Annotated in this window: 14 protein-coding genes; 4 read left to right on the top strand and 10 right to left on the bottom strand. The window is 69.2% G+C overall.

The genetic code is table 11. The features are described from left to right. The 4 genes from dxs to C0461_RS10255 all read right to left on the bottom strand — a co-directional run. A partial coding sequence (dxs, locus tag C0461_RS10270; RefSeq protein ID WP_292106495.1) for a 1-deoxy-D-xylulose-5-phosphate synthase occupies window positions 1–1,250 on the bottom strand: 1,250 nt, incomplete at its 3' end. 81 nt (window positions 1,251–1,331) lie between these two features. Next, window positions 1,332–2,165: an S-formylglutathione hydrolase gene (gene fghA / locus C0461_RS10265; RefSeq protein ID WP_292106491.1), complete on the bottom strand. Its 834-nt coding sequence runs from the start codon at window positions 2,163–2,165 to the stop codon at window positions 1,332–1,334. A 2-nt stretch (window positions 2,166–2,167) separates the two neighbouring features. Further along, window positions 2,168–2,548: a VOC family protein gene (locus C0461_RS10260; protein ID WP_292106497.1), complete on the bottom strand. Its 381-nt coding sequence runs from the start codon at window positions 2,546–2,548 to the stop codon at window positions 2,168–2,170. Between the two features lie 60 nt (window positions 2,549–2,608). Continuing rightward, complete coding sequence (locus C0461_RS10255) at window positions 2,609–3,715, bottom strand: S-(hydroxymethyl)glutathione dehydrogenase/class III alcohol dehydrogenase (protein WP_292106488.1); 1,107 nt, start codon at window positions 3,713–3,715, stop codon at window positions 2,609–2,611. A 59-nt stretch (window positions 3,716–3,774) separates the two neighbouring features. Here C0461_RS10255 and C0461_RS10250 point away from each other — a divergent pair, with 59 nt between their 5' ends. Continuing rightward, window positions 3,775–4,485: an NAD-dependent deacylase gene (locus C0461_RS10250; protein WP_292106485.1), complete on the top strand. Its 711-nt coding sequence runs from the start codon at window positions 3,775–3,777 to the stop codon at window positions 4,483–4,485. Between the two features lie 63 nt (window positions 4,486–4,548). Continuing rightward, on the top strand, window positions 4,549–5,205 hold the full coding sequence (locus tag C0461_RS10245; RefSeq protein ID WP_292106482.1) for a DUF6498-containing protein: 657 nt from the start codon (window positions 4,549–4,551) through the stop codon (window positions 5,203–5,205). Between the two features lie 46 nt (window positions 5,206–5,251). On the opposite strand, the gene C0461_RS10240 is transcribed toward C0461_RS10245, so the two are convergent. Beyond that, on the bottom strand, window positions 5,252–5,824 hold the full coding sequence (locus C0461_RS10240) for an OmpA family protein (protein WP_292106479.1): 573 nt from the start codon (window positions 5,822–5,824) through the stop codon (window positions 5,252–5,254). 301 nt (window positions 5,825–6,125) lie between these two features. Between C0461_RS10240 and C0461_RS10235 the strand changes: the two genes are divergently transcribed. After that, entirely contained in the window at window positions 6,126–6,932 is an 807-nt protein-coding gene (locus C0461_RS10235; protein WP_292106476.1) for a hypothetical protein, read from the top strand. A 338-nt stretch (window positions 6,933–7,270) separates the two neighbouring features. Here the strand turns inward: C0461_RS10235 and C0461_RS10230 are convergent, their stop codons facing one another. From C0461_RS10230 to C0461_RS10220, 3 genes are read right to left on the bottom strand one after another with little or no spacing between them, the layout of a single operon-like run. Beyond that, a complete protein-coding gene (locus tag C0461_RS10230; protein WP_292106472.1) occupies window positions 7,271–8,044 on the bottom strand; it encodes an RNA methyltransferase in 774 nt (257 codons plus the stop codon). A 36-nt stretch (window positions 8,045–8,080) separates the two neighbouring features. Further along, on the bottom strand, window positions 8,081–9,544 hold the full coding sequence (locus C0461_RS10225) for a tetratricopeptide repeat-containing sulfotransferase family protein (RefSeq protein WP_292106471.1): 1,464 nt from the start codon (window positions 9,542–9,544) through the stop codon (window positions 8,081–8,083). A 4-nt stretch (window positions 9,545–9,548) separates the two neighbouring features. After that, window positions 9,549–10,586 (bottom strand): S1/P1 Nuclease, encoded by a 1,038-nt coding sequence (locus tag C0461_RS10220; RefSeq protein ID WP_292106470.1) that lies wholly within the window; start codon window positions 10,584–10,586, stop codon window positions 9,549–9,551. A 219-nt stretch (window positions 10,587–10,805) separates the two neighbouring features. Between C0461_RS10220 and C0461_RS10215 the strand changes: the two genes are divergently transcribed. Then, a complete protein-coding gene (locus C0461_RS10215) occupies window positions 10,806–11,375 on the top strand; it encodes a methyltransferase domain-containing protein (protein ID WP_292106469.1) in 570 nt (189 codons plus the stop codon). 2 nt (window positions 11,376–11,377) lie between these two features. Here C0461_RS10215 and C0461_RS10210 read toward each other — a convergent pair whose 3' ends face one another. Both C0461_RS10210 and C0461_RS10205 read right to left on the bottom strand, forming a co-directional pair. Continuing rightward, on the bottom strand, window positions 11,378–12,082 hold the full coding sequence (locus tag C0461_RS10210; RefSeq protein WP_292106467.1) for a hypothetical protein: 705 nt from the start codon (window positions 12,080–12,082) through the stop codon (window positions 11,378–11,380). 10 nt (window positions 12,083–12,092) lie between these two features. Then, the gene (locus tag C0461_RS10205; RefSeq protein ID WP_292106464.1) at window positions 12,093–13,727 is read right to left on the bottom strand and encodes an alpha-D-glucose phosphate-specific phosphoglucomutase; all 1,635 of its coding nucleotides are present in this window, start codon (window positions 13,725–13,727) and stop codon (window positions 12,093–12,095) included. Between the last annotated feature and the right edge of the window lie 204 nt (window positions 13,728–13,931).

Below are 13,931 nucleotides of genomic sequence, written 5' to 3'. Positions count from 1 at the left end.
TCCAGGGCGAAGCGCACCGGCAGCGACTGGATCGCCACATCGTGGACCACCTGGTCGTAGCCGCGCTGAAGGAACGTGGAGTAGATGGCGCAGAACGGCTTCATGCCGTCCGCCGCCAGACCGGCCGCAAAGGTCACCGCGTGCTGTTCGGCGATGCCCACGTCGAAGGTGCGGTCCGGAAACGCCTGGCCGAACAGGTCGATGCCGGTGCCGCCCGGCATGGCGGCGGTGATGGCGACGATGGACGGGTCGCGCTCGGCCCGCTTGATCAGCTCTGTCCCGAACACCTTGGTGTAGCTGGGCGCGTTTGAGATGGACTTGGACTGCTTGCCGGACACCACGTCGAACTTGACCACCCCGTGGTACTTGTCGGCGCTGTTCTCGGCGGGGGCGTAGCCCTTGCCCTTCTGGGTCACCACGTGGACCAGAACGGGGCGGTCCTTGATGGCTGCGGCGTTCTTCAGCACCGGCACCAGCACGTCCATGTCGTGCCCGTCGATGGGGCCGACGTAATAGAAGCCCAGTTCCTCAAAGAAGGTGCCGCCCGTGACCATGCCCCGGGTGTATTCCTCGGCCTTGCGTGCCGCGTCGCGGAAAGGACGCGGCAGATGTTCGGCCATCTTCTTTCCGAAGCGGCGCATGTTCTGATAGGCGCCGCCGGAGACCAGCTTGGCCAGATAGGCGCTCATCCCGCCCACGGGAGGGGCGATGGACATGTCGTTGTCGTTCAGGATCACCGTCAGCTGACCGGTGGTCTCGGCCGCATTGTTCATGGCCTCATAGGCCATGCCGGCGGACATGGAGCCGTCGCCGATGACCGCCACCACCTTGTTGCCGGACTTCTTCTGGTCCCGCGCCGCCGCGAAGCCGAGAGCCGCCGAAATGGAGGTGGAGGCGTGCGCCGCGCCGAAGGGGTCGTATTCGCTCTCGGCCCGCTTGGTGAAGCCCGACAGGCCGCCGCCCTGGCGCAGGGTGCGGATGCGGGCGCGCCGCCCGGTCAAGATCTTGTGCGGATAGCACTGATGCCCGACGTCCCAGATCAGGATGTCCTTCGGCGTCTCGAACACATGGTGCAGGGCCACGGTCAGCTCGACCACGCCCAGGCCTGCGCCCAGGTGCCCGCCGGTCACGGACACGGCGTCGATGGTTTCGGTTCGCACCTCATCGGCCAGCTGTCGCAACTGGGCGACGCTGAAACCACGGGTGTCTGCGGGAAAGGCGACGGTGTCGAGAAGCGGAGTGTCCGGCATAGGCCCTTCTAGTCCGTGATCGGCAAAGAGGCGATAGCCCCTGTCGCCGCATGGACATCAACGCCCGGCGGCCGGTTCGGATCAGCCCTTCAGCCGCGCCGCGTGAAAGGCCACGTGATCGTCGATGAAACTGGCCATGAAGAAGTAGGAGTGATCATAACCCGGCTGCATCCGGATCGTGACCTTCTGGCCCGCCTTGTCGGCTGCGGCCTTGAGCAGTTCGGGCTTGAGCTGATCGGTCAGGAACTGGTCCCCGTCGCCCTGATCCACCAGAATGTCGTCATAGACCCCCGCCGCCGCGCCAGACTCCAGCAGCAGGGCCGCGTCGTGCTTCGCCCACGCGCTGCGGTCGTCGCCCAGATAGGCGGTGAACGCCTTCTCGCCCCAGCCGCATCGGGTCGGCGAGGCGATGGGGGCGAAGGCCGAGACGCTCTGGAACAGTTCGGGGTGGCGCAGCGCCAGGGTCAGGGCCCCGTGCCCGCCCATGGAGTGACCGAAGATGGACCGGGTCCTGGTGGTCGGAAACCCCGCGTCAATCAGGGCGATCAGCTCATCCGTCACGTAAGATTCCATGCGGAAGTGTGGCGCCCATGGCGCCTGTGTCGCATCCACATAGAACCCGGCCCCCTGCCCCAGATCATAGGCGTCATCGTCCGCCACGCCCTTCCCCCTCGGCGAGGTGTCGGGCGCCACGATGATCACCCCGTGTTCCGCCGCCGCCCGGTAGGCCCCGGCCTTTGAGGTGAAATTGTCCTCGGTGCAGGTGAGGCCCGACAGCCAGGTCAGCACCGGAAAGGGCCCCTCCCCCGGCGGCGTGAACACCGACAGGGTCATGGGCGTGCCGGTGATCGCGCTGTCATGGCGGCAGTAACGCAGCGTGCCGCCGTGGACGATGTGGGTCTTGGTGGTTTGCATGTTTATCCCGGTCTGTGCACGGCGCAGATCTTGTTGCCCGCCGGGTCGCGCAGATAGGCCAGATACAGCTTTCCGAACCCACCCTGGCGCTCGCCCGGCGGGTCCTCGATGGAGACGCCTCCGTTCTCTACCCCCGCCTTGTGAAACGCATCCACCGCCTCGGGCGTGCGTGCCGCGAAACCGATGGTGCCGCCGTTGGCGTGGCAGGCGGGCTGTCCGTCGATAGGGTTCAGGACCCCGAACATGCCGCGCGACGTGCGCCACCAGGCGCTCGGCCGATCATCGACGAAGCCCGGCTCGACCCCCAGCGCGCCCAGCACCGCGTCATAGAACTTTTTCGACGCGTCCAGATCGTTCGCCCCGACAGTGATGTGCGTGAACATCATGCTCTCCCTTCATATTCGAGACAGACGCTAGACCAGTCCGTTTCTTTCAGCAACGGACTAGAACACCACCACGGACCGGATGCTCTTGCCCTCGTGCATCAGGTCAAACGCCTTGTTGATGTCTTCCAGCGGCAGGGTGTGGGTGATCATCGGGTCGATTTCAATCTTGCCGTCCATGTACCAGTCCACGATCTTCGGCGTGTCGGTGCGGCCGCGCGCGCCGCCGAAGGCCGACCCGCGCCAGACGCGGCCGGTGACCAGCTGGAACGGGCGGGTCGCGATCTCCTTGCCCGCCTCGGCCACGCCGATGACGATGCTCTCGCCCCAACCCCGGTGGCAAGCCTCCAGCGCCTGACGCATCACCGTGGTGTTGCCGGTGCAGTCAAAGGTGTAGTCGGCCCCGCCGCCGGTCATCTCCACCAGATGGGCGACCACGTCGCTGACGTCCTTCGGATTGACGAAATGGGTCATGCCGAACTTGCGGCCCCAGTCTTCCTTGTCCGGGTTCAGGTCAACGCCCACGATCATGTCGGCGCCGACCATCTTCAGGCCCTGGATGACGTTCAGCCCGATGCCGCCGAGGCCGAACACCACGCAGTTGGCGCCCGGCTCCACCTTGGCCGTGTTGACCACCGCGCCGACGCCCGTGGTCACGCCGCAGCCCACGTAGCAGGCCTTGTCGAACGGCGCGTCCTTGCGGATCTTCGCCAGGGCGATCTCGGGCAGCACGGTGTAGTTGGAGAAGGTCGAGCAGCCCATGTAGTGGGCGATGGCCTGGCCCTTGTAGCTGAACCGGCTGGTGCCGTCGGGCATCAGGCCCTTGCCCTGGGTGCCGCGAATGGCGGTGCACAGGTTGGTCTTGCGGCTGAGGCACGACTTACACTGGCGGCATTCGGGCGTGTACAGCGGGATGACGTGGTCGCCCACCGCCACCGAGGTCACGCCCGGCCCGACTTCCACCACCACCCCGGCGCCCTCGTGGCCCAGGATCGAGGGGAAAATGCCCTCGCTGTCCAGCCCGTCCAGCGTATAGGCGTCGGTATGGCAGATGCCCGTCGCCTTGATCTCCACCAACACCTCGCCCGCGCGGGGGCCTTCCAGATCGACCTCGACGATCTCGAGGGGACGCTTGGCTTCGAATGCGACGGCGGCGCGGGTCTTCATGGGCAGGCTCCAGAGTGATGGCCCCCTTCTAGGCCATGCCGGGGATGCTATGAAACCGCATGAGGAAACGAAATCTCGTCATCCTGACCGGCGCCGGCATCTCGGCGGAGTCGGGCGTGCCCACCTTCCGGGCGGCGGACGGGCTGTGGCTGGGGCACCGGGTCGAGGACGTGGCGACGCCCGAGGCGTTCGAGCGGGATCCGGCGCTGGTGCAGGACTTCTACAACAAGCGGCGGCGGCAGCTGACGACGGTCCACCCCAACGCCGCCCACCGGGCCCTGGCCGAACTGGCGGCGCGGTGGGAGGGTGACTTCCTGCTGGTCACCCAGAACGTGGACGACCTGCACGACCGCGCCCATGCGGAGACGCCGGCGGCGGCCGGATTCGAGCTGATCCACATGCACGGCGACCTCCGCAAGGCGCGCTGCACGGCCTCGGGCGTGGTCTGCGACTGGCCGGGCGATCTGGAGCCGGCTCACGCCTCGCCGCACCATCCGGCCGGGCGGTTACGCCCGCACATCGTCTGGTTCGGCGAGATCCCCTTGGAGATGGACCGCATCGAGCAGGCCCTGAGCCGGTGTGACCTGTTCCTGTCCATCGGCACCTCCGGCGCGGTGTGGCCGGCGGCGGGCTTTGTGCAGACGGCGCGCATGGCGGGGGCGCGGGCGGTCGAGATCAACCTGGAGCCCACGGCGGAGCGGCGCCTGTTCGATGAAGGCGTCTATGGTCCCGCGTCGGAGATCCTGCCGAAGTTTCTCAGCGCGCTATAGCGTCAGCTTCAGTCAGCTTCCTGCGCCCTTTTCGTTCGCACACTCGCAGGCCAGTGTGCCCTCATGGCGGATACTGTGATCACGGACATGGGGCGGAGGCTGGGCGGGGCGCGGCTTCTGCTGATCATCCTGCTGAACCTGATTCCGGTGGCCGGGGTGCTGTGGCTGGGCTGGGACGCCGGGCAGATCCTGATGCTCTACTGGGTGGAGAACATCATCGTCGGGGTGCTGAGCCTGGTCCGCATCCTGACCGCCCGGCAGCCGGACACCCTGGCGCCGGGCTCGGCGCAGATGGGCACGATCGGCGTCGGTTGTTTCTTCATCGTCCACTACGGGCTGTTCACCCTGGTCCACGGCGTCTTCACGATGATACTGGCCAGCAGGATCATCGATGACGAGGACGGGCTGTGGGGTCGGGTGTTCACCAATCCCACATTCTATTGGGCCGTGCTGGCGGCGGCGGCGCTGCAGATCGTGATCGTGATCCGCGAGTGGTGGTCCAGCGGCCTGTGGCGGCGGTCCTCGCCCGGGGTCGAGATGGTCCGTCCCTATGGCCGGATCGTGGTGCTGCACGTGACGGTGCTGGCCGCCGCCTGGTGGCTGAGCGAGACCTCCGCGCCCATGGCGGCCGTGCTGATCCTGTGCCTGATGAAGGCGGTGGTGGAGCTGGTCATGACCGCCCTCGTCTCCCCCGCCGATCGCGCGCCCCGAAGGCCGTGACCGGGGCCGGACGACACACCGTCCAGCCCCGCATCACGCCAGGCCGTCAGCTCAGGACGACGATGGCCACGCGCCGGTTCTGGGCCCGGCCTTCGGCGGTGTCGTTGGGGGCCACCGGCTCGCTCTCGCCGTAGGAGATGGTGGCCATGCGGTTCAGGGCCACGCCCTGACGGTTCAGATAGCGGCGCACGGCCTCGGCCCGGGCCTGCCCTAGTTCGTCATTGTAGGATTCCGGACCGGTGGAGTCGGTGTAGCCCTGGATCTCCAGATAGACGTTGGCGTTCTCGGCGCGCAGGCGCTGGGCCAGTTCGTTCAGGCGCTGCTCGGCTTCGGGCGACAGGCTGTCCACGTCGGTGGGGAACTTCACCGAATCGTCCGACAGCACCACCTCATAGAGGAACTTGCCCTCGGCGAGCACATGGGCGTCGTTGGCGCGCTGGAGGGCCTGGCCGGCGGTGCCTTCCACGCCGGTGAGGCGGGTGTCGGTGGCGGTGACGCGGTCATCGACCGCCTGTACATTGTCGCGAACGAACTGGTGACTGGCGCAGGCGCCGGCCATCAGGCCCAGGGCGGCGACGGCGGCGCCCACCTTCAGCGTGCGGCGTGTGGAAGTGTTCAAGTGAGGTCTCCATCCCATTGGGGGCGCCAGTCCCATCGTCGCGCCGCCCCAAGCTTTTCGGCACGGAAGGCCGCTTGATGACGTTGTTTTGACCAGAAAATGTCAGCTTGGCCGTAGTATTACGGCCTCCGACGCAATAATCGTGTTCGATCAGGAACCTGTCTCAGAATACAGACGTTGGGCCGCTCAGAGGCCGAAGGCCGGACGCGGTCCCTGTTTCACCGATCGCTGATCTCATTTTCATGGCCGTCCATCCCCGGTGCGCCACGATGCTGACGCGAGCGAACTTTTTTCTGGGGTCGTGAGCGTTTTTTCCCCCTCCGGCGCGCGGCGCCCTCGCTGGCGCCGACTGGCCGTCCGGTCCGGCGTCCTGCTGATCGTCGCGGGGAGCGAGGCGGCGCTGTTTCTCGGCCTGTCCCGCGCGGGGCCGGACGCCCCGCCGATCGATCCGCCGCCGATGGTGGTGACCCTGGTCCGCCCGCCGCCGCCGCCGCCGACCCCGGAACCGGCTCCGGAGGAGTCGCCCGCGCCCGCCGACGCCGCCCCGCCCGACACCGCGCCCCGGGTCGCCCCGCCCTCACCCCCGCCACCGCCCGTGCGGCCGCTGCACCAGCCGCCGCCGCCGGACGTCCAGACCGTTCCCATCGCCCCGGCCCCGCCCGCCCTGCCCGTCCTGACCTCGTCGCAGACGGCGGGCGCGCGAACGGCCGGGTCCGGCACGGGCGGCGGGGCCGGAGGAACAGGGTCGGGCGCCGGTTCGGGCGGTTCAGGCGGCGGCTGCGACATGGTCCGCCGTCTCCAGGAGGCGTTGCGGGGCGACGCCGAGGTGCGCGCCGCCATCGACGCCGCCGCCCGCCAGTTGAACGCCTCGGGCAGGGCCATCCAGGTCTGGAACGGCGACTGGCTGCAGAGCGGGGCCGAGACGGGCAAGGGTCTGGCGGGGGTGCGACAGGCCATCGCCATGGAGGTCGCCTTCGCTCCAGCCGACTGCCGCACTGAGCCCATGCGGGGTCTGGTTTTGCTGACCTTGGGCGACGGCGCCGCCGCCTCCCGCATCGCCCTGGGCGCCCCGGCCTGGCGGTGGTCCGATCTGCTGGAGATCGACTGACGGAGTCTGGGGCTGTGAGACTCTGGAGGCGAAAAAGAGTGCAATGAGAGTCTCACTTTGTGGGCCCCCGCTTGTCTCCGGCCTGACCCGGTGCGCGCCATCTGGACCCCAGCCTTCTGGGGTGAGCGGAGGGGTGGGGGGCGGGATGGTGAGACTCCGGGCGCGAAAAACAGTGCAATGAGAGTCTCACTTTGCACTGCAAGGGGGCGCGTTTCGGGGTCATGGCGACATGATAGGCGGCCTGACAGGGGCGGGATGAAATAGACCGCGATCAGTGGCCAATCCCTTGTGGGCAAGAGCATTGGGCGGCGGAAATGCGGGATTATCCCGGCCTGCCGCTACTCCTCCCGCGCCCTCTTCTCCGCCAGCTTGGCCAGCACCCGGCCGCGCCCCTTCGACAGGGCGTGGATCACGCCGCGGAAGGTGGCCACCTCCTGCTCGGTGAAGGCGGCGCGGCCCAGCATGACGCGCAGGTTCTGGCTCATGGAGCGCTTCTTCTCGGGCGGGTGGAAGAAGCCCCCGGCGTCCAGCTCGGTCTCGAGATGCTCGTACATGCCCAGCAGCAGGTCGTTGGATGCGGGCGGCTCGCCCTGGCGGAACTTCGGCGGCGGGGCGTCCAGCACGAGCGTGCGCCATTCATAGGCGTTGATGGCTACGGCCTGGGCCAGATTCAGGGAGTGGTGGCGCGGGTCGATGGGGATGGTGACGATGCCCGAGGTCAGGGCGATGTCGGTGGTCTCCAAGCCGGCTCGCTCCCCCCCGAACAGCAGGCCCGCCATCAGGCCGGAGGCGGTGTCGTCATAAAGCACGCGGGAGGCCTCGCGCGGGGTGCGCACCGGCTGGCGGGTCTCGCGAGGGCGGGCGGTGGTGGCGAAGACGGTGTTCAGGTCCGCGATGGCCTCGGCCACGGTGTCGAACACGCGCGCGCCCTCCAGCACCCAGTCGGCGCCCGAGGCGGTGGCCCACGCCCGGTCCTGGGGCCAGCCGTCCCGGGGGGCGACCAGCCGCAGGTCCGTCAGGCCGAAATTGGCCATCACCCGCGCGACGGAGCCGATGTTATCGGCCATCTGCGGCTTGTCGAGGATGACGGCGGGCGGGGTCAGGTCGGTCATGCCGCTCCCCTACAGCGCCGGGCGCGTCGGCGAAAGTCAGGCCCGGCCCAGCGCCGCCTTCAGCGATCCCAGATGGAGCTTGTAGTTGCGCCATCGGCCCGACGCCCGGCGATAGAGCGGCTCGCGCACCTGCCACACGCTGGCGGTCCGCACAGCGTTGTCGAGGGCGTGGAACGACAGGCAGCCATCCTCCCAGTCCAGACCGCAGAAATCCAGCAGGCCGCGCACCTTCTCCTCCGGGTCGGCCACCAGGGCGTCGTAGTCCAGGGTGTGGATGTCGTCGGGCCACAGGGATTTCCAGTGGTCCATCAGCCGTTCCTGCTGGATCAGCCAGTGGGCCGTGTCCTCCAGGTCCAGCGCCCACGGCATGGCGTGGCTCAGATGCAGGAACCAGCACGACAGGCAGTTGTCGAGCGGATCGCGGCGGGTGTGGATGATGCGCGCCTGCGGGAACAGGGTCTTGATCAGGCCCACGTGCAGGAAGTTGTCCGGCCGCTTGTCGGTGATCACATCGGCGCCCGGCAGGCGGGCATGCAGGCCGTCCAGATAGGCCCCGCGCAGGGACTCGATGCGGCCCTCGTCCAGCGTCTTCAGGCTGGCGGGCCAAGGCTGAAGCTCGCGCCGGACCAGGGCGGGCAGAAGCTCCAGTTCGCCCCCCGGCGTGACCCGGCTGTGCGCGGCCAGAATCTGTTCGGCCAAGGTCGAGCCCGAGCGGAACATGCCGCAGATGAACAGGGGCGCGTCCTCGCCGCCCTCGCCGTTCCGGGCGTCGGGGAAGGCAGCGATGAGCTGATCGACCACCGCCTCCTGCGCCGTGCGGTCATAGCGCGCGCCGGGCGGCCCCGGGATCAGGCGGCTGTCGCGGTTGGCCTGTGCGTACGCCGCGAAGGCCTCGTCATAGGCCCTCGCCTCGTCCAGCATCCGGCCGAGGGCGAAGCCCAGATCGGCCCGCGCCATGCGTTCGTCCGGCGATCCCGTGCCGATGACCTTCAGGGCGGCGCGCAGCCGGCCGATTAGCGGATCGTCCGGCCCGGACGCCCGGGCCACACCCGCCAGCCGCGCCAGGGCCAGCACATTGCCCGGCTCCAGCGCCAGCGCCTGCTCATAAGCCGCGCGCGCCGGATCCCGCCGCCCCCGGTCCTCATGCAGATTGCCCAGATTCAGCCAGGCGGGGGCGAACCGCGGGTTCAGGGTCAGGGCCGCGTTGAGCTCGGCCTCGGCGTCGTCGGGTCGGTGCAGATCCTCCGACAGGATAACGGCCCGGTTCAGCCGCACCTCCTCCGGCCCGCGCACGCCCAGACTGAGCGCCCGGTCATAGGCGTCCAGCGCCGCCTCGTGCCGCCCGATCCGTCGTCGCAACCGGCCCAGATCGAACCAGACGTCCGCCAGCTCGGGCCGCAGGGCCAGCAGAGCCTCGAACGCCGCGACCGCCTCCTCGAGCCGCCCCGCGTTCTGGTGATCGAGCGCCTGTTTCAGCCAGTCTTCGGGCGATTGCGCCAAGGGTTCAGTCCGTCCCGATCATGGCGTCCCAGGGATCGGCGGTTCCCGCCTCCACCTCGGCCACGGCCACGGCGGGCCAGCCCACGCGGGCGTTCGCGCTTTCCCGCCACGCCAGCACGATGAGGTCGCGCAGTTCGCCCGCCCCGGCGCCCAGCCGCTCGATGGCGAAGGCGCCGCCGCGCGGATCCCCCTCGGCGAAGGCGCCGTCGCGCTCCAGCCGGTAGAAGGGCGTCACCCGGGCCAGGCTGGCGCCCAGGTAGACGGCCGTGCGGCGCTCGATGGCGGCTTCACGAAGGTCAGCGGCGGGCATGGCTGTCTCCACCAGATCGAGCCGCGCAACGCCGCGCACATAGGCGCCCTCGAACAGGCCATGGGTGCGGCGCGAGCGGGTGAAGCCCTCCGGGTTCGGAGTGTCTCCGTCCCAGCCGTTGTAATGGATCGAGGTGTGCAGCGGCTGGCTGGCGTCGCCCACATAGTGGGACCAGACGCCCAGATCGCGGATCAGCAGGGCCTCGCGCCGGCGACGGTCCTCGGCGTACCAGGCGCGCTTGCCCGGATCGGGCTCGCGGGCCTCGGCGGCGTTCAGCACGCGCCAGTAGGCGAAGTCGCGCACCAGTTGCTGCCAGCCGTCGATCAGGGCGTAGTAGAGGTGCCCGGCCGTATCGACGCTGAGTCCCGCCCGGGTCAGGGCGGCTTCGTATTCGCTGCGCAGCTCGGGCATGGCGTCGATGTGCGGCCCCTGGGGCGTCAGCACATGACCGTTGTCGTCGAAATCGATGAAATGGGCCGTGTCGCGCTCGCGGGCGTGGGTGCGGGGCCCGCCCTTCCAGCGGTCCGGTTCTCGCGCCAGTTCGCCGACCTCGACAGCCGCCTGGGTGGTGCGAAGGAAGGCGGGAATCTCGTCGGGCAGGTTGCGCATGGCCGCCACCCCGATCAGCCGGTGGCCGGTGGCGCCCCAGGCCCCCACGTCGGCGGCGGGCGCGGCGATCACGGCCACGGCGGCGAGGGCGAGGAACGCTCGTTTCAGGGGGGCGCGCGGCATGGGACAATCCAGTGGGGTTTGGAGTTATGAGGGGACTTAGCCGATCCCGGGTTTCGCCTCCAGCCGGACCTGCATGGTCCCGGCGCGGCTGTTCCGGTAAGGATTTGAGTTCACCCGCCGTCGGTCTTCACGAGGGAGCCACGAATTCAGTTCGCCGACCCGGAAAAACCACAGGGCCGCGTCGCCCCGTCCAGTCTGCACGAGGGCCGCATCCAGGCCGTGGTCGACGCCCTGGTCCGGTGCGGCGCGCGCCGGGTGGCCGACCTGGGTTGCGGCCCCGGGGCGTTGTTTGAACGGCTGATCCGGGAGGACCGGTTCGAGGTTCTCACCGGGGTGGAGCTGCGCCTCGGTGATCTGGACAGCCTGAGGGCGCGGGTCGAGCCCATGAAAACCGGGGCGGACCTGCGATTCATCCACGGGTCGTTCCTGGATCCCGCCCTTGATCTCAAGGGGCACGATGCATTCGTCATGCTGGAGACGCTGGAGCACATCGATCCGGACTCCCTGTCACAAGTGGAGCGCGCCTTCTTCGTGCTCAGACAGCCGCGCACGGTGATCATCACCACGCCCAACGCCGACTACAATCCGATGCTGGGGCTGAAACCGGGGCGCAAGCGGCACTGGGACCACCGGTTCGAATGGGGCCGCGAGCGGTTCCGGCATTGGGCGAACGGGGTTGCGGACCGCAACGGCTGTGCGGTGCGCTTCGACGACGTGGGACCCTGCGCGTCCGGGCTGGGCGCGCCGACGCAGATGGCGACGTTCGAACGTCCCGAACCCCGGCCCTGATCTCAGCGCCTGCGTCCCAGATACAGGGTGCACTGCGACGGCTCGCCCGTCAGCGGGTTCTCGAAGCGGACATCCTCGGCGTGCACGTCGGCGAAAACCCCTCTCAGGGCGTGGATGAAATCGTCCTCCGCCGGATCGTCCGACCACATGGCGAACACCCCGTCCGGGCGCATGCCCAGCGCCAGATCAGCCAGCCCCCTGGCGGTGTAGAAGGCGGCATGGTCCGGGGCCAGCAGGCGCGTCGGCGAGTGGTCGATGTCCAGCAGCACCAGATCATAGGTCTCGTCGCTGTGCCGGGGACTGCCCGGCGAGAACCAGGTGAAGAAGTCCGCCAGGCGCAGGGCGCAACGGGGATCATCGCGCAGGGGCGGCGTCAGGGGCACCAGCCCCTCCTCGTGCCATTCGATCACCGGTTGCAGGGCGTCCAGCACCGTCAGGCGCGTGACCCGCTGATCCTCCAGCGCGGCGCGGGCGGTGTAACCGAGGCCCAGCCCGCCCACCAAAACCGACAGCGGCCGATCCGGCGCCAGGGCCAGAGCCCGCCGCGCCAGCTCGGACTCGCCCTCGATGAACAGATCCGACATCAGGTGCTCGTCGCCCAGCAGGATTTCCACCACGTGCCGGTCCACCGCCGGAACCCACCGCCGACGCAGGATGGCGGGCCCCTTGGCGGTGGGGCGATAGTCGATCTCTTCGAAGCGTTTCATGTGGGCCATCTCAGGTGATCGTCGACGGCGTGGTGCGGTCCAGCCGTTCGGTGATGCGCGCCGCCGCCACCGCCGCCGCCGAGAGCGCCGACAGGGCCTCCGCTACCGGGGCGTCGATCGCGCCCGACGGCGGTTCAAATCGCTCCACATAGACTCGCAGGGTCGCGCCGCGCGCGCCGGTGCCCGACAGGCGCCAGGTGATGCGGGCGTCCGGCGTCAGCCACAGCCGCACGCCCTGCAGCTCGGCCACCGCGCCGTCGACAGGGTCCACATAGCGGAACTCCTCAGCCTTGCTCACGGTGAAGCCGCCCACCGCGCGGCCCGCCATCCGGTCCAGATCGGCCCGCAGGTCGCGCATGAACTCCGCCGCCCGGGCCGCGTCCAGATCCTCGAAATCCAGCCGCTGGTAATAGTCGCGGCCGTAGAGGCGCCAGTGATCCCGTACGATTTCGGGCAGGGGCCGGCCCTCGACCGCCAGCAGGTTCAGCCACATCAACACCGCCCACAGGCCGTCCTTCTCGCGCACATGGTCCGCGCCGGTGCCGAAGCTCTCCTCGCCGCAGAAGGTGATGCGGCCGTCGTCCAGCAGATTGGTGAAATACTTCCAGCCGGTGGGGGTCTCGTAGAGCGGCAGGCCCAGCCGCTCGGCGACCCGGTCCACGGCGCGGCTGGTGGGGGCCGAGCGGGCCACGCCCTTCAGCGGCCGGGTGCGATAGGCGCCGATGCGCGCGGCGTTGGCCGTCAGGATCGCCAGACTGTCGCCGGGCGAGACGATCATGCCGGGGCCCAGGATCATGTTGCGGTCCCCGTCCCCGTCCGAGGCGGCGCCGAAGGACGGCGGCTGATCGCCGAACAGGCCCGCGGCCAGCTCGGGCGCGTGGTCGGGATGGGGATCGGGATGCCCGCCGCCGAAGTCGGGCGACGGGGCGCCGTTCATCACCACGCCCCGTGCGCCCAGCCGGTTCTCGAAGATCTCGCGGGCGTAGGGCCCGGTCACCGCGTGCATGGCGTCGAACATCATGGAGAAGTCGGGCCGGGCGATCAGGGCGCGGATCTGGTCGAAATCCACCAGGGTCTCCATCAGGTCCGCATAGGCCGTCACCGGGTCGATGACCTCCACCGCCATGCCGTCCAGATCAAAGGCGCCCGGCTGGTCCAGCGAGGGCGCCGGCTGATCCGACAGGCTGTAGCGCCGCAGGGCCGAGGCCCGGGCCTGGACCGCATCGGTCAGAGAGGCGGGCGCCGGACCGCCCGAGGCGCCGTTGAACTTCACGCCGAAATCGCCGTCCGGTCCGCCCGGATTGTGGCTGGCCGACAGGATCACGGCGCCGAAGGCCTCATGCCGCCGCACCAGATGCGAAGCCGCCGGGGTGGACAGCAGCCCGCCCTGCCCCACCAGCACCCGGCCGAACCCGTGGGCCGCGGCCATGCGGATCACCGTCGCCGCCGCCTGATCCGAAAAGAACCGCCCGTCGCCGCCGACGATCAGGGTCGCGCCCTTGGGCGGCGCGGCCACCTCGAACAGGGCCTGGATGAAGGTCTCAAGATAGTGCGGCTCCATGAACCGGCGGGTCGGGCGGCGCAGGCCGGAGGTCCCCGGGGCCTGGTCGTCGAAGCCGGGTGTGGCGCGGTGTTCGGTGGTCATGGAAGGTCCTGGTTCGGCGGATTCAGTTCTGGTCGTCGTCGGCCTCGACCCTCCGGCGCCGGTGCGGATCGTGGATTGAGACGTCGGACGCTCCTGTCCCATGTAAGGCATCTGGCGTCAGGGTGGTTCATATCCAGTTCGCGATGCCGCTCAGGGGCTTCTTGTCCAGCGCCGCGACGGGCACGGTGGCGTCCGGCGCCGGAT

Origin of the sequence: Brevundimonas sp. (genome assembly GCF_013823285.1) — a bacterium.
Lineage (GTDB): Bacteria > Pseudomonadota > Alphaproteobacteria > Caulobacterales > Caulobacteraceae > Brevundimonas.
The sequence above is the reverse complement of the archived record's forward strand: the minus strand, read 5'-3'. Positions and strand labels throughout refer to the sequence as shown.

Excerpts from the sequence above, each read along its gene's own strand:
- fghA (WP_292106491.1), bottom strand. The coding sequence starts at position 2,165 with ATGCAAACCACCAAGACCCACATCGTCCACGGCGGCACGCTGCGTTAC.
- C0461_RS10260 (WP_292106497.1), bottom strand. The coding sequence starts at position 2,548 with ATGTTCACGCACATCACTGTCGGGGCGAACGATCTGGACGCGTCGAAA.
- C0461_RS10245 (WP_292106482.1), top strand. The coding sequence starts at position 4,549 with ATGGCGGATACTGTGATCACGGACATGGGGCGGAGGCTGGGCGGGGCG.
- C0461_RS10250 (WP_292106485.1), top strand. The coding sequence starts at position 3,775 with ATGAGGAAACGAAATCTCGTCATCCTGACCGGCGCCGGCATCTCGGCG.
- C0461_RS10220 (WP_292106470.1), bottom strand. The coding sequence starts at position 10,586 with ATGCCGCGCGCCCCCCTGAAACGAGCGTTCCTCGCCCTCGCCGCCGTG.
- C0461_RS10230 (WP_292106472.1), bottom strand. The coding sequence starts at position 8,044 with ATGACCGACCTGACCCCGCCCGCCGTCATCCTCGACAAGCCGCAGATG.
- C0461_RS10210 (WP_292106467.1), bottom strand. The coding sequence starts at position 12,082 with ATGAAACGCTTCGAAGAGATCGACTATCGCCCCACCGCCAAGGGGCCC.
- C0461_RS10255 (WP_292106488.1), bottom strand. The coding sequence starts at position 3,715 with ATGAAGACCCGCGCCGCCGTCGCATTCGAAGCCAAGCGTCCCCTCGAG.
- C0461_RS10205 (WP_292106464.1), bottom strand. The coding sequence starts at position 13,727 with ATGACCACCGAACACCGCGCCACACCCGGCTTCGACGACCAGGCCCCG.